Below are 14650 nucleotides of genomic sequence, written 5' to 3'. Positions count from 1 at the left end.
CGCAGCTGTCACACGAATGCCATTCGGCCGACATGAGCCGACCGTCCCCGGAGCCATCACGGATCTCAGGCGCGTCTGATTGCCCTCTTCTGTACGGGAGTTGACCGATGTACCGTCCGCGCATGCCGATACGCATGCGCTTCACGACCTGGAGACCGCTCGTCGCGGCCGCCGTCGCCGCCCTGACGGCCGCCGTCCTCACCCCGGCCGCGGCCCACAGCGCCCCGCGCGAGAGCCGACCGCTCTACTCGTACGAGAACGCCGTCCGTGAATCCGTCTGGGTGGACACCGGCCTCGACGGCGACAGCGACGGCAAGAACGACCGCGTCGCCGTCGACATCGTCCGGCCCCGCGAACTCGCCCAGCAGGGCCGCAAGATACCCGTGATCATGGACGCCAGCCCGTACTACTCCTGCTGCGGGCGCGGCAACGAGAGCCAGAAGAAGACGTACGACGCGAACGGCAACGTCGTCCAGATGCCGCTGTTCTACGACAACTACTTCGTGCCGCGCGGCTACGCCTTCGTCGGCGTCGACCTGGCCGGCACCAACCGCTCCGACGGCTGCGTGGACGTCGGCGGCCGCTCCGACATCCAGTCCGCGAAAGCGGTCGTCGACTGGCTGAACGGCCGGGCCAAGGGCTACACCACCCGGACCGGCACCGGCACGGTCAAGGCGACCTGGACCAACGGCAAGACCGGAATGATCGGCAAGAGCTGGGACGGCACCATCGCCAACGGCGTCGCCGCCACCGGTGTCGAGGGCCTGAAGACCATCGTGCCGATCAGCGCCATCTCGTCCTGGTACGACTACTACTTCGCCAAGGGCGCCCCGCTCTACGACTCCGGCCCCGACTGGCTGTCCGACTACGTCGACAGCCCCGACGCCCGCGCCAAGTGCGCCGCCGTCCAGCAGAAGCTCGTCGACGGGGCACCGCGCACCGGCGACTGGACCCCGCTGTGGACCGAGCGCGACTACGTGAAGGACGCCCCGAAGGTGCAGGCGAGCGTCTTCCTGATCCACGGCATGCAGGACCTCAACGTCCGTATGCAGCACGTCGGCCCGTGGTGGGACGCCCTCGCCAGGAACGGCGTCGAGCGCAAGGTCTGGCTCTCCCAGACCGGCCACGTCGACCCCTTCGACTTCCGTCGCGCCACCTGGGTGGACACCCTGCACCGCTGGTTCGACCACGAACTCCTCGGCTATGACAACGGCATCGACGACGAGCCCATGGCCGACATCGAGCGCCACCCCGACCAGTGGGTCACCTCCAAGGTCTGGCCCCCGCGCGGCACGGCGGCGGCGACCCTGCACCCCGCCTCCGGCACCCAGGCCGGCGTCGGCACCCTCGGCCTCACGAAGAGCGAGGGCACCGAGACCTTCACCGACAACCCGCAGCTCAGCGAGACCGACTGGGCGGCCAGGATCGACACGCCGACGCCCGACAAGGCCGGCTTCGTCACCGGGCCGCTCACCGGGGACCTGCGCCTGTCCGGCTCCTCCAAGGTCACCGTCACCGCGACCCCGACCACCTCGACGGCCCACCTGACCGCCGTCCTCGCGGACCTCGGCCCCGACACCATCCGCGACTACGCCGCGAGCGGCGAGGGCATCACCACGCTCACCGACCGCACCTGCTGGGGCGCGAGCACCACGGGCGACAGCCCCTGCTTCAAGGAGACGCGGGCGACGACCGCCGCCGTCGACTACACGGTCGTCAGCCGCGGCTGGGCCGACCTCGGCAACCACGCCTCCGACCAGGGCGCCCCGCTCACCCCGGGCAGGGCGTACACGATCACCCTCGACCTGGCCGCCACCGACCACGTCGTCCCGGCCGGCCACCGCCTCGCGCTGATCGTCGCCGGCACGGACAAGGACCTGATCGACCCGCCGTCGAGCACTCCGACGCTGGCCGTGGACCTGTCCCGTACGTCGGCCCGCGTACCGTTCGTCGGCGGTGCGGCCGCGTTCGACCGCGCCACCGCCGGCGCCGGTTCCGCTGCGCCGGAGGCCACGACCCTGGACGGCGTAGGCGTGCCGCGCACCGTCCAGCGGATCCCGGGGGGAGGCCTGTGATGCGCCTGCCTGCCCTGACCCTGACCGCGGCGGCGATCGTCGCGTCCCTGGTGACGGTGCCCGCCCACGCCTCGGACGCCCCGCCCCGCACCGGCTTCGAACAGTCCAACGGCGCGCGCTGGACCACCCAGCCCGAGGAGCAGGACTTCCTCGCCGCCGTCGACCAGGCCACCGACCGGGTGTCGGTCGCGAGCATCGGCAGCACCGCACAGGGCCGCCCGCTCCAGCTCGTCCGGATCGGCAACCACCGCGCCGAACACCGGGTGCTGCTCGTCTGCTCCCAGCACGGCGACGAACCGTCGGGCCGCGAGGCCTGCCTGACCACGATCCGCGACCTGGCCTACGCAACCGATGGGCGCACGCGGCGCTTCCTGGACCGCACCACGGTGCTGGTCGTGCCCACCGCCAACCCGGACGGCCGGGCCGCCGACACCCGCGGCAACAGCGACGGCGTGGACATCAACCGTGACCACATCGCCCTCCAGACGGCGGAAGCCCGGGCACTGGCCGCCGTCGTGCGGGACCAACGACCGGACGTGGTCTACGACTTGCACGAATACGGCGCCACACCCCCGTACTACGACAAGGACCTCTTCGACCTCTGGCCCCGCAACCTCAACACGGCCGCGGCCGTCCACGACGAGGCCGAAACGCTCTCCCTGTCGTATGTACGACCCGCCGCGGAGAGCGCCGGGTACTCGACCGGCACCTACGGCATCTGGACCGACCCCGTCACCGGCGACCCGATCAAACAGACCGCCGGAGACGGCCAGGAGCGCATCCTGCGCAACATGTCCGGCATCAAGCACGGAGTCGGCCTCCTCATCGAGAGCCGCGTCGACGCGCTCACCGACGAGGAACAGGCCGACGAGTCGCTCAACAACCGCCGCCGGGTGAAATCCCAACTCGCGGCACTCAAAGGCCTGTTCGCGTTCGCGGGCGAGCGCCGCGCTGCGGTCGAATCGGCCACGCGCCGGGCCCTGCTGGCGGGTTGGCGTGACGAGGGCCCGGTCTACCTCGGCGGCGCCGACAACGACCCGGCCGAACCGTCCGAAATGATCCAGGACCCGCCCTGCGGCTACCGGCTCACCGCCGGCCAGTACACGGAGGTGAAGGACGAACTCGCCCTGCACGGCGTCAGGGTGAGGAAGGAAGCGACGGGCGCGTACGTCCCCCTGCGCCAGTCCCTGCGCGCCCTGGTCCCGCTCCTCTTCGACGAGCGCGCGCCGTACCATGTCACGGTCGGCGCGCCCGACACCGACTGCTGAGTTCACGAGTTCACGCGGAGGACACTGAGGGCAGGAGTGCTCACGACTTTGTTGTGGACAGTCCTGCCCTGGGCGCAGTGTCAGGGGGGGCGCTCGGGTGAGGACCCCTTCGACCATGCGTACGTCGGCCGGCCCGGGCCGCTCCGCCGGCTCCTCGTACAGGTCCCGTGACCGCAGCGCCCACCTGCGCGCCGGCCCGGCCGGCTCGATCCGGTGCGGCCACCACAGCGCCCCCGCAACCGCCGAGGTGGTCCGCTCGGCGGGCTCCCGCGCCACACCCGCACCCGCCGGCCCCGCTCGGCCGGCACCACGGCGGTCGTCATCCCGATGACGCCCCGGCCGACCACCATGACGTCGCCCTTCCGTTCGCCGGCCACGCCGGACGTTAGCGGAATATGTCATGCCGTGCTCAGACTGCTCCCACACTGGGGATACTCACAGCATGTCTGCCGAGTACGCGACCTTCGGCCTGGCACCGGCGATGCGTGCCGGTGGAGTCCTCGCCAACGGTGACTTCCAAGTGCACCGGGATTTCGTGGACTTCATCGTCGACGGTCGCCCGCTGCTGTTCCAGCTCTCCGACCTCGACGCGGTGTCCCCGCTCGCCTCCGACGTGCCGCCCGCGATCTTCACCGCCCAAGTGCGCAGCCTCCTCCTGGAGGCCGAGGCCCCGCTCGGCGGCGGCCGGTACGTCATCTACGGCTGCCCCGAGTGCGAGGGCCTCGAATGCGGTGCCGTCACCGCCGTCATCGAGAAGGCGGCCGACGACTATGTGTGGCGCGACTTCGCCTGGCAGACCGACGAACGGGTGGACCTGGAGCGCAACGGCTACCACGGGATAGGACCGTTCCGTTTCCACGGCACCGATTACCGCAGCGCACTGAACTCCCTCCTCGACGGCGACACGGGACCCCGCCGCGGCGTTCTGCTCATCGGCGACCGTGTCTCGCTGCTCGCCAAACTCGCCGCCGCCCTGCGCACCATCGGCATCGGCGCCGACATCACCCGCGACGCCACGGACGTCCCGGCCGACGAACTCCGTACGTACGGCGCGGTGGTCTTCGGCCGGACCGTCGGCGAGGGGGAGCGCGCCGCCGTACGGCAGTCCTTCCAGCGCGCGGGCGTCGAGGTCGCGTACGTCGAGGGCCTCGCCCCGATCGTTCCGCTCCTGGTCGCCCAGATCGAGCACGCCCTGGACCGCAGCCCTCTGGAGTTGCGGCGCCTCACACGTCTGGTCGCCGCCGACGGCGAGGCGGGCATCGAGGTCACCTCCACCTGCCGGGTCCAGCTGACCGCGTACCGGCTGGACCGCCTCTCCCGCAGCCACACGCACGAGGTCTTCGACGGGATCCTGGAGACGGGCCGGCACCGGGTCGCGCTGGACGCCAAGGCGGTGAAGGGGGAGTCGTTCATCGTGGCGCGCACGTCGGGGAGTGTGCTGGTGGAGGCGATGGCGCGCTGACATGCGGCTGATGACGCTGACGTGAGGGGCGGTGGCACCGACATGGGGCCGGTGGCACCAGACACGTGGCCGGTGACAATCGCGGCGCTGGTCGCCGGGCGGGGCCGTTAGGATCGGCCTCCTGATGACTGCCACTCTCGTCGCCAAGAACCTCGCCGCCGGACACGGCGACCGCTCGCTCTTCGCCGGGCTCGACCTCGTCGTCGCGCCCGGCGACGTGATCGGCCTCGTCGGTGCCAACGGCGCCGGCAAGTCCACGCTGCTGCGGCTGCTCGCCGGTCTGCTCACGCCGGAGCAGGGGGAGCTGCGGCTGTCCCCGCCGTCCGCGACCGTCGGGCATCTGCCGCAGGAGCCGGAGCGGCGGGAGGGCGAGACGGTACGGGAGTTCCTCGCGCGCCGCACGGGCGTCGCCGAGGCCCAGCGGGTGATGGACGAGGCGACCCAGGCGCTCGTCGACGGGGCGCCCGGCGCGGACGACGCGTACGCCACGAGCCTGGAGCGCTGGCTCGACCTCGGCGGCGCCGACCTCGACGAGCGTGCCGAGGACGTCTCCGACTCCCTGGGACTCGGCGTGGACCTGGACCAGCCGATGACGTCCCTGTCCGGCGGTCAGGCGGCCCGCGCGGGACTGGCCTCCCTCCTGCTCTCCCGCTACGACGTGTTCCTGCTCGACGAGCCGACGAACGACCTGGACCTGGACGGCCTGGAGCGCCTCGAACGCTTCGTGAGCGGCCTGCGCGCCGGAACCGTCGTCGTCAGCCACGACCGCGAGTTTCTGACCCGCACGGTCACCAAGGTGCTCGAACTCGACCTCGCGCAGCAGCAGATCACGCTGTACGGCGGTGGATACGAGGCCTATCTGGAGGAGCGGGACGTGGCGCGCCGGCACGCCCGCGACGACTACGAGGAGTACGCCGACAAGCGGGCCGCGCTCGAAGGCCGGGCCCAGATGCAGCGCTCCTGGATGGACAAGGGCGTCAAGAACGCCCGGCGCAAGGCGGGCAACGACAACGACAAGATCGGCCGCAAGTTCCGCAGCGAGGCCAGCGAGAAGCAGGCCGCGAAGGCCCGGCAGACCCAGCGCATGATCGAGCGGCTCGATGTCGTCGACGAGCCGCGCAAGGAGTGGGAACTGCGCATGGAGATCGCGGCGGCCCCGCGATCCGGCGCGGTCGTCGCCACGCTCCGTGACGCGGAGGTGCGGCGCGGCGACTACACCTTCGGCCCGGCGACCCTGCAGATCGACTGGGCGGACCGGGTCGCGGTCACCGGCGCGAACGGCGCGGGCAAGTCCACGCTGCTCGGCGCCCTGCTCGGCCGGATTCCCCTGGACGCGGGCCACGCCGCGGTCGGCTCGGGCGTGATCGTCGGCGAGGTCGACCAGGCCCGCAAGCTCTTCCACGGCTCGGAATCCCTGCTGGACGCGTTCTGCGCGGCCGTCCCCGACACGGAGCCGGGCGAAGTCCGCACCCTGCTCGCCAAGTTCGGCCTCAAGTCCGACCACGTCCTGCGCCCCGCGGCAACCCTCTCCCCAGGCGAACGCACCCGCTCAGCACTGGCCCTCCTCCAGGGCCGAGGCGTCAACCTCCTCGTCCTCGACGAGCCGACCAACCACCTCGACCTCCCAGCGATCGAACAACTGGAATCGGCCCTGGACTCCTACGAGGGCACCCTGCTCCTGGTCACCCACGACCGCCGCATGCTGGACGCGGTAAGCACAACACGCCGCTTGGAGGTCGCGAACGGCAAGGTGACGGAACTCCCGTAGGCGGAATGCCGCGGGCATTCGCGCCGCGAGGATCGGAAGCCCTGTGGCCCCCGCAGCTGCAGGAATGCGTGCCGCGAGGGCCGGCAGCCCACCCGCGTAGCTGCGGGCAATCGTGCCGCTGGGGCGGCACCCGTCCCCAAGAGAGCGGCACCCTGGGAGCGCCGGTAAGCGCACCCACCTCAAGCTCAGCCCCAGCGCCGGGGCCCTGTCACCAAGGCCCCGGCACCGGAAAACCTCAGCCCCGCCCCCGCTTGGGGTCAACCAACCCCGCGCGCCGCAGCGCATCAGCCATCGCACTGTTGGCGGGCGGCGGCGCCTGCCGCGACCCACCACCCCCGCGCCCCTGGCGCGGCTGCTGCCCCCGCTGCTGCGGCGGCCGCCCCCCACGCTGGGGGCGTCCACCGTCCTGGGCGGCCGGCGCCGCCTCGTCGTCCAACCGCAGCGTCAACGAGATCCGCTTACGCGGGATATCGACGTCCAGCACCTTCACCTCGACGATGTCACCGGGCTTCACAACGTCCCGCGGGTCCTTGACAAAGGTCTTGGACATCGCGGATACGTGCACGAGCCCGTCCTGGTGGACACCCACATCCACAAAGGCACCGAACGCCGCGACGTTGGTGACGACACCCTCCAGCACCATTCCGGAGGCCAGGTCGGAGATCTTCTCGACGCCCTCCTTGAACGTGGCCGTCTTGAAGGCGGGCCGCGGGTCGCGCCCGGGCTTCTCCAGCTCCTTCAGGATGTCGGTGACGGTCGGCAGACCGAACGTCTCGTCGACGAAGTCGTCCGGCCGCAGCGAGCGCAGCACACCGGTGTTGCCGATCAGGGAGGCGACCTCGCTCCCCGCCGTCTTCACCATGCGCCGCACCACGGGGTACGCCTCGGGGTGCACGCTGGACGCGTCCAGCGGATCGTCCCCGCCCCGGATGCGCAGGAAGCCCGCGCACTGCTCGTACGCCTTGGGGCCGAGCCGGGCCACGCCCTTGAGGGCCGTACGGGACCGGAAGGGCCCGTTGGCGTCGCGGTGCGCCACGATGTTCTCGGCGAGTCCGGAGGTGATGCCGGAGACGCGGGCGAGCAGCGGAGCAGACGCCGTGTTGACGTCCACGCCCACGCCGTTCACACAGTCCTCGACCACCGCGTCCAGCGAGCGGGACAGCTTCACCTCGGACAGGTCGTGCTGGTACTGCCCGACACCGATGGACTTCGGATCGATCTTCACCAGCTCGGCGAGCGGGTCCTGGAGCCGGCGCGCGATGGACACGGCGCCACGCAGCGACACGTCCATGTCGGGCAGCTCCTGCGAGGCGAACGCGGACGCCGAGTACACGGACGCCCCCGCCTCGGACACCATCACCTTGGTGAGCTTCAACTCCGGGTGCTTGGTGATGAGTTCACCGGCGAGCTTGTCGGTCTCGCGGGACGCCGTGCCGTTGCCGATCGCGATCAGCTCGACCGCGTGGTCCTTGGCGAGCCGCGCGAGCTTGGCGATGGCCTCGTCCCACTTGTTGGCGGGGACGTGCGGGTAGATGACGTCCGTGGCGACGACCTTGCCGGTCGCGTCGACGACGGCGACCTTCACACCCGTACGGAAGCCGGGGTCGAGGCCCAGCGTCGCGCGCGTGCCCGCCGGGGCGGCGAGCAGCAGGTCCCGCAGGTTCGCCGCGAAGACGTTCACCGCCTCGTCCTCGGCGGCCGTCCGCAGCCGCAGCCGCAGGTCGATGCCGAGGTGCACGAGAATCCGGGTCCGCCAGGCCCAGCGGACGGTGTCCGCGAGCCACTTGTCGGCGGGACGGCCACGGTCGGCGATCTGGAAGCGGTGGGCGACGATCCCCTCGTACGACGAAGGACCGGGCTGCTCGGACGGCTCCTCGGGCTCCAGGACGAGGTCGAGGACCTCCTCCTTCTCGCCGCGCAGCATGGCGAGGATGCGGTGCGAGGGCAGTTCCTTGAAGGGCTCGGCGAAGTCGAAGTAGTCGGCGAACTTGGCGCCCGCCTCCTCCTTGCCGTCCCGCACCTTGGCGGCGAGCCGCCCCCGTACCCACATGCGCTCGCGCAGCTCGCCGATCAGGTCGGCGTCCTCCGAGAACCGCTCGGTGAGAATCGCCCGGGCGCCGTCGAGGGCGGCCTGCGAGTCGGCCACCCCCTTGTCGGCGTCGACGAAGGCCGCCGCCACGGCGAGCGGCTCGACCGACGGGTCGCCGAGGAGGCCCTCGGCCAGCGGCTCCAGACCCGCCTCGCGCGCGATCTGCGCCTTCGTACGCCGCTTCGGCTTGAACGGCAGGTAAATGTCCTCGAGGCGCGCCTTCGTCTCGGCGCCTCTGATCTGGGCCTCGACCTCGGGGGTGAGCTTGCCCTGCTCGCGCACCGAGTCGAGGATCGCGGCGCGCCGCTCCTCCAGCTCCCGCAGATAGCGCAGCCGCTCCTCGACGGTGCGCAGCTGCGCATCGTCGAGCATCTCGGTCGCTTCCTTGCGGTAGCGGGCGATGAAGGGCACCGTCGAACCGCCGTCGAGCAAGTCGACGGCGGCCTTGACCTGCCGCTCCCGTACGCCGAGCTCCTCGGCGATCCTGCCTTCGATGGACCCTACGAGGGGTGTCGTCACGATCCCGTACCGCCTTCTCCACTGAGGTTGCGCGGCAATTGTGGCAGGTGACACCGACAACGAGGGATCAGGGCGGCACGACGACGTGTCCCGCGCCGGAAAACGGCACAGCGGACACGGAGTCCCTCAGGCCCTGCGGGTCCGCCCCGAGCGCGAGGCGCCGCCGAACAGCCGGGCCAGCGCCCGGAACGGCAGCGTCACGACCGTGGCGATCGCGCCGCCGGTCTGCCGCAGCACATCGGCGATAGCACGCAACATGTCTCTCCCCTTTCGTCTCCCGGCACGGAAGGCCGGGAGACGTCCGGGTACCTCAGTTCTTGCCGATCATGTCCTCCGGGAACGCTCCGGCGGCGAGCGCCGTCATCAGGAACCCCCTCGCCAGTTCGGTGAGCCGTTCCACGCCCGCCGCGCCCAGGTGCTCGTACGGCGCACGGTCGAGCCGGTCCGTGCGCGCCTCGATCTCCTGGCGCAGGGCCACTCCGGCCTCCGTCAACTCGCCCTCCGAGTCGAGCAATCCACGCTCCCGCAGCCGCCCGGCCGCGGCCTCCCAGTCGTCCCGGGACCAGCCGCGGGTGGCCAGTACCCACTTCGGGGCCATGCCCTTGCCGGTCGCGGTGTGGCTCACCAAGGCCTCCACCGGGTCGAGCTCCGCGTCGAGCAGCACCGTGAGGTGACCGTCGCCGCGGTGCTCGCGCAGCAGGGTGGCCGCGTGCCAGAAGGCGAGGTGCGGCGCCTCGGGCACGGGGAGGTCCGCGTGGGCGGCGTACAGCGGGCGCGCGGTCCTGCCGCAGGCCTCGGCCGCGCGCAGCGCGAGCTCCGCCGCCTCGGCCACCTCCTTGGAGGCGATGACGTCCTCTCCGAGCAGCCGCCGCAGCGTCGCGTCGACGGCACGCGCGCGTGCCGCGAGCACGGTCTCCGGGGAGGCCGTCCGCCACACCTCGGGCACGTGCCGCGCCACGAGCTCGTGGCGGAAGTTGTAGAACGTCGCCGTCACCGTGCCCGGGCCCACCGCCCCCAGGGCCGCGACCCGCACCGCGAAGTACGCGGCCCTGCTGTCCTCGATCCCGACCGCGGTCAGCTCCCGGTCAAGATCGGGCGAGAAGTAGTGCGTCGAGTGCAGTGGGTTGAGGACGTTGTGGCAGCGCCGCCCGGCGCGCTCCGGCAGTGGAGTGGTCATACCGGGCACATTACCGACTGGTCAGTACGTCGGGAACCGCCGGACACGGGATGGCAGGAAAGGTGGGGTACTGGTCATTGCGGCCATCGCGTTGGGGCGCGAAGAATTGAGCACATGCGAATCGTCCTGGTCGTCCTGTTCGACGATGTGCAGAGCCTCGACGTCACGGGCCCCATGGAGGTCTTCGCGGGCGCCGAGCTCTACCGCGAGGGCTCGTACCGCATCCGCACCGCCTCCCTGGACGGCGCGCCGGTGCGCACGTCCAGCGGCCTCACCCTCGTCCCGGACCAGGCACTCGCCGACGTGCCCACCCCGCACACGCTGATCGTCCCGGGCGGCCGGGGCACCCGCGCCCCGGACCTCCGCCTGACCGCCTGGCTGCGCGCGCACGGCCCGCGCGCCGAACGCCTGGTCTCCGTCTGCACCGGCGCCATCCTGCTCGCCGCGGCGGGACTCCTGGACGGCCGCCGCGCCACCACCCACTGGGCCTACTGCGACAAGCTGGCCCGCGACCACCCGGCGGTCGAGGTCGACCCGGACCCCATCTACGTGCGCGACGGCGAGGTGTCCACGTCGGCGGGCGTCACCTCAGGCATCGACCTGGCCCTCGCGCTCGTGGAGGAGGACCTGGGCCGTGCGGCCGCCCTCACCATCGCCCGTCACCTGGTCGTCTTCCTGCGACGCCCGGGCAACCAGGCCCAGTTCAGCGCCCAGCTGGCCGCCCAGACCGCGCAGCGCGAACCGCTGCGCGAGGTCCAGCAGTGGATCACCGAGCACCCCGAAGGCGACCTGAGCGTCGAGTCCCTCGCCGCCCGTGCCCGCCTCTCGCCCCGCCACTTCGCCCGCGCCTTCCAGACCGAGACCGGCATGACGCCGGGCCGGTACGTCGAGCGGGTGCGCCTCGAACACGCGCGGCGCCTCCTGGAGGACACCGCCGACGGCATCGAGGAGATCTCCCGGGCGTCCGGCTACGGCACGCCCGAGGGGATGCGCCGCGCCTTCGTGAAGACGCTCGGCGCGGCACCGGCGGAGTACCGACGCCGCTTCCGGCCCGCCCACATCAACTGAACTCCGCGGACCCGCCCGCCTCAACGGAACTCCGCGGACCCGCCCGCCTCAACTGAACTCCGAGGAGGAGAACCTCATGCAGATCGCCATCGTCCTCTACGACAGCTTCACCGCCCTCGACGCCGTCGGCCCGTACGAGACCCTCGGCCGCCTGCCCGGCGCGCAGACCGTCTTCGTCGCCGAGCACACCGGCCCCGTCCGCGCCGACACCGGCAATCTGGCACTGATGGCCGACAGGACCCTGGCCGAGGTGCCGAACCCGGACATCGTGGTGGTCCCGGGAGGCCCGGGCCAGATCCCGCAGATGGACAACGAGGCACTCCTGGGCTGGCTGCGGGCCGCCGACCGCAGCAGCACCTGGACCACCTCGGTGTGCACGGGCTCCCTGCTGCTCGCCGCCGCTGGGCTCCTCGACGGCCGCCGGGCCACCTCCCACTGGCTGGCCCTCGACCTCCTCAAGCGATACGGCGCCGAGCCGACGGGAGAGCGGGTCGTGTTCGACGGCAAGTACGTCACGGCGGCCGGCGTCTCCTCCGGCATCGACATGGGCCTCACCCTGCTGGGCCGGATCGCGGGCGACGAACGCGCCCAGGCCGTCCAGCTGATGACCGAGTACGACCCGCAGCCGCCCTACGACGCCGGATCCCCGCAGAAGGCACCCGCGCACCTCGTCGAGGAGTTCCGCACGACCGTCACTCTCAGGTAGTCCGGAGGTAGCCTCGCGCGGCCGGGATGAGGCCTCAGGGAGTCCAGGTGAAGCGGGGCTGCCGGCGTTCCAGGAAGGCGGTGACGCCCTCCGCGGTGTCGCCGCTGCTCCGCGCCTGCTCTGCCCAGTGCGCGTCCCGGTCCGTGTGCCCGTTCGCGAACTCCTTGGCCGCCGCCTGCGTCAGCAGCGAGCGCGCGGCCAGGACGCGCGTGAACTCCCCGACGCGCTTGTCGAGTTCACCCTCGGGCAGCACCTCGTCGACCAGGCCCGTGCGCAACGCCCGCTCCGCGTCGATCAACTCGCCCGAGAACAGCAGATACTTGGCGGCTCCCGGACCCACCAGCGACACCAACCGCCGTGTGGAGGAGGCCGGATAGACGATCCCCAGCTTCGCCGGAGTCACCCCGAACAGCGACCCCTCCTCCGCGAACCGCAGATCGCAGGCCGCCGCGAGCTGCGACCCGCCGCCCACGCAGTACCCGCGGATCGCGGCCAGCGTCGGCTTGGGGAAGGCGGCCAGCGCCTCCTCGGCGAGCACGGCGAGGCCCTGCGCCTCGTCCGGGGAGCCCCGCAGCGTCGATATGTCGGCGCCCGCGCAGAACGTGCCGCCCTCTCCGGTGAGCACGAGTGCCCGCACGGCGGGGTCGGCGGCCAGCCCGTCGAGCAGGGCGGGCAGCGCCCGCCACATGGCGGCCGTCATGGCGTTGCGCTTGGCCGGGTGGTGGATCACGACGGTGGCGACGCCGTCGCCGACACGGTGCAGCAGCTGAGGCTCCATACGCCGGATGCTAGCGGCATACCGCGAACGTACGATCAAGGAGGGACCGGAGGCGAGGAGACGCCGATGACCAGGTTCAGAGGCAAGGCGGCGACCAACGAGACCACGCGACTGCGCCGCGGCTTCGGCCGGCTCGCCGCGCTGGGCGTGATCCTCGTGCTCGCGGGCATCGTTGGGCTCGTCTACACCGGGTCCTGGGCATGGTCTCGGAGCGCCACGAGGACGAGCGGACCGACGGGCACGAATCGGGCGAGGCCGGCGCCAAACCCGTACAACCCGAATAGCTCTGGAAGTCGGCACAACGGGGACAGGAGCAGTCTCACAACTGACCGTGTCATACGCCGACGTTCAGAAGCTGTCGATAACTGCTGACTTCTGTTCAGGTATCCGGTGCGGACCAGCGCGTTACCAACACTCAAGGTGTGGTGACAATCGAGCGCAAGGGTGGCGACCGGACGATGGAGAACCTCGGGCGGAGGGCCGACCCGAGCCCTGAAAGCGGGACGGACGTGCCTCTCGGCCGGAGACCGCCGGGCCCGCTGCCGTACGAGGGGGTGTGGCGGTTCACCGCTCCCGCCATCGACGCCTCCGTGCCGCAGGCGCGACACGCCGTCCGCGACCTGCTGGCACGCCAGGGGGTGCCCGTCTCGGACGACCTCGTCCAGGGACTCCTGCTGATCGTCTCCGAACTGGTCACGAACGCGGTCCGGCACGCGGTGCTGCTGTCCCCGATGCTCGCCGTGGAGGTCGCCGTCGGCGCCGAATGGGTGCGCGTCTCCGTCGAGGACAACCATCCCTACCGCCCGACCGCCCTGGAGGCCGACCACGGGCAGACCGGCGGCCGGGGGCTGCTGCTGGTGCGGGAGGTCACCCGGGAGTCGGGCGGTGTGTGCGACGTCGAGCACACAGCGAGCGGCGGCAAGGTGATCTGGGCAGCCCTGCCGCTCACCGCCGGCGTCGTTCAGCGGGACGGGCTCACCAGCCCGCGGACGGGCCCGTCAGTTCCCTGATTGCGGGACGGGCCGCGTCCAGCACCGTCATGAACCACGACGAGAAGGTGTTCTTCGCGTGCCGCTCCGCCAGCTCGGCGGCGCTGACAAAGGCCGTCGAGCCGACCTCCTCCGGGTCGGGGCGCAGCGGCGACTGCACCATCCCGACGAAGAGGTGGTTGTACTCCTGCTCCACCAGGCCCGATGCCGGGTCCGGGTGGTTGTAGCGGACCGTGCCCGCCTCGGCGAGCAGCGACGGGGAGACCCCGAGCTCCTCGTACGTGCGCCGGGCCGCCGCCGCGAAGGGCGCCTCGCCCGGGTAGGGGTGGCCGCAGCAGCTGTTCGACCAGACGCCGGGGGAGTGGTACTTGCCGAGGGCGCGCTGCTGCAGCAGCAGCCGGCCGTGCTCGTCGAAGAGGAACACGGAGAACGCGCGGTGCAGCTGCCCGGGCGCCTGATGGGCGGCGAGCTTCTCCGCCGTGCCGATCGTGTTGCCGTCCTCGTCGACCAGCTCCAGCAAGATCGCTTCAGCGGTGCCGTTCGACGTACTGTGCGTCGCGGTGGCAGGTGTGATCGGCATACCCATCCTTCGCATCGGTCTCCGAACCCCAAGTCTGCCGTACGAGACCGGCACTCCCGGCACTTGGCGGCTCCCGCATGTCCTGCCCGGTGCCGCCGGCGAGGAATCGTCCAGGACATGGGGCATCAGGTGTTCGATGAGTACGCCGAATCCGCGTCAACAGCAGAGCGC

General features: G+C 71.5%; 12 protein-coding genes and 2 pseudogenes. 8 read left to right on the top strand and 6 right to left on the bottom strand.

Going from position 1 to position 14650, the window contains the following annotated elements:
- Window positions 1-122: 122 nt before the first annotated feature.
- Window positions 123-2075 (top strand): Xaa-Pro dipeptidyl-peptidase, encoded by a 1953-nt coding sequence (locus C4B68_RS04940; RefSeq protein ID WP_099502508.1) that lies wholly within the window; start codon window positions 123-125, stop codon window positions 2073-2075.
- The gene (locus C4B68_RS04935) at window positions 2075-3343 is read left to right on the top strand and encodes a M14 family metallopeptidase (RefSeq protein WP_180289275.1); all 1269 of its coding nucleotides are present in this window, start codon (window positions 2075-2077) and stop codon (window positions 3341-3343) included. The genes C4B68_RS04940 and C4B68_RS04935 overlap by 1 nt, the downstream gene beginning before the upstream one ends.
- A 99-nt stretch (window positions 3344-3442) precedes the next feature.
- On the opposite strand, the pseudogene C4B68_RS42965 reads toward C4B68_RS04935, so the two are convergent.
- Window positions 3443-3693 (bottom strand): annotated as a pseudogene (locus tag C4B68_RS42965) (FAD-dependent oxidoreductase); the annotation flags it as partial.
- 92 nt (window positions 3694-3785) lie between these two features.
- On the opposite strand from C4B68_RS42965, the gene C4B68_RS04925 reads away from it, so the two are divergent.
- Both C4B68_RS04925 and C4B68_RS04920 read left to right on the top strand, forming a co-directional pair.
- Window positions 3786-4805 carry an oxidoreductase gene (locus C4B68_RS04925; protein WP_099502408.1) on the top strand — a complete coding sequence of 340 codons (1020 nt, stop codon included), beginning with the start codon at window positions 3786-3788 and terminating at the stop codon, window positions 4803-4805.
- 124 nt (window positions 4806-4929) lie between these two features.
- Window positions 4930-6573: an ABC-F family ATP-binding cassette domain-containing protein gene (locus C4B68_RS04920; RefSeq protein ID WP_099502409.1), complete on the top strand. Its 1644-nt coding sequence runs from the start codon at window positions 4930-4932 to the stop codon at window positions 6571-6573.
- Between the two features lie 235 nt (window positions 6574-6808).
- On the opposite strand, the gene C4B68_RS04915 is transcribed toward C4B68_RS04920, so the two are convergent.
- The 3 genes from C4B68_RS04915 to C4B68_RS04910 all read right to left on the bottom strand — a co-directional run bounded on the left by C4B68_RS04915 (window position 6809) and on the right by C4B68_RS04910 (window position 10358).
- Window positions 6809-9181 (bottom strand): Tex family protein, encoded by a 2373-nt coding sequence (locus tag C4B68_RS04915; RefSeq protein WP_099502410.1) that lies wholly within the window; start codon window positions 9179-9181, stop codon window positions 6809-6811.
- Window positions 9182-9307: 126 nt separating this feature from the next.
- Window positions 9308-9439 (bottom strand): LPFR motif small protein, encoded by a 132-nt coding sequence (locus C4B68_RS44045; RefSeq protein WP_257217354.1) that lies wholly within the window; start codon window positions 9437-9439, stop codon window positions 9308-9310.
- A gap of 52 nt (window positions 9440-9491) precedes the next feature.
- The gene (locus C4B68_RS04910; protein ID WP_099502411.1) at window positions 9492-10358 is read right to left on the bottom strand and encodes an SCO6745 family protein; all 867 of its coding nucleotides are present in this window, start codon (window positions 10356-10358) and stop codon (window positions 9492-9494) included.
- Between the two features lie 114 nt (window positions 10359-10472).
- On the opposite strand from C4B68_RS04910, the gene C4B68_RS04905 reads away from it, so the two are divergent.
- Both C4B68_RS04905 and C4B68_RS04900 read left to right on the top strand, forming a co-directional pair.
- On the top strand, window positions 10473-11426 hold the full coding sequence (locus C4B68_RS04905; RefSeq protein WP_099502412.1) for a GlxA family transcriptional regulator: 954 nt from the start codon (window positions 10473-10475) through the stop codon (window positions 11424-11426).
- Between the two features lie 76 nt (window positions 11427-11502).
- Window positions 11503-12132 carry a DJ-1/PfpI family protein gene (locus C4B68_RS04900; protein WP_099502413.1) on the top strand — a complete coding sequence of 210 codons (630 nt, stop codon included), beginning with the start codon at window positions 11503-11505 and terminating at the stop codon, window positions 12130-12132.
- Window positions 12133-12166: 34 nt separating this feature from the next.
- On the opposite strand, the gene C4B68_RS04895 is transcribed toward C4B68_RS04900, so the two are convergent.
- The gene (locus tag C4B68_RS04895; protein WP_099502414.1) at window positions 12167-12910 is read right to left on the bottom strand and encodes an enoyl-CoA hydratase/isomerase family protein; all 744 of its coding nucleotides are present in this window, start codon (window positions 12908-12910) and stop codon (window positions 12167-12169) included.
- A gap of 66 nt (window positions 12911-12976) precedes the next feature.
- On the opposite strand from C4B68_RS04895, the pseudogene C4B68_RS44620 reads away from it, so the two are divergent.
- Window positions 12977-13102, top strand: a pseudogene (locus C4B68_RS44620) (HdeD family acid-resistance protein); the annotation flags it as partial.
- Between the two features lie 266 nt (window positions 13103-13368).
- A complete protein-coding gene (locus C4B68_RS04885) occupies window positions 13369-13920 on the top strand; it encodes an ATP-binding protein (protein WP_099502509.1) in 552 nt (183 codons plus the stop codon).
- Here the strand turns inward: C4B68_RS04885 and idi are convergent.
- Window positions 13886-14479: an isopentenyl-diphosphate Delta-isomerase gene (gene idi, locus C4B68_RS04880; protein ID WP_099502415.1), complete on the bottom strand. Its 594-nt coding sequence runs from the start codon at window positions 14477-14479 to the stop codon at window positions 13886-13888. The two genes, C4B68_RS04885 and idi, sit on opposite strands and share 35 nt — an antisense overlap.
- Window positions 14480-14650: the final 171 nt, after the last annotated feature.

The organism is Streptomyces dengpaensis (assembly GCF_002946835.1).
Taxonomy (GTDB): Bacteria; Actinomycetota; Actinomycetes; order Streptomycetales; family Streptomycetaceae; genus Streptomyces; species Streptomyces dengpaensis.
This window is presented reverse-complemented; position numbering and strand designations above follow the sequence as displayed.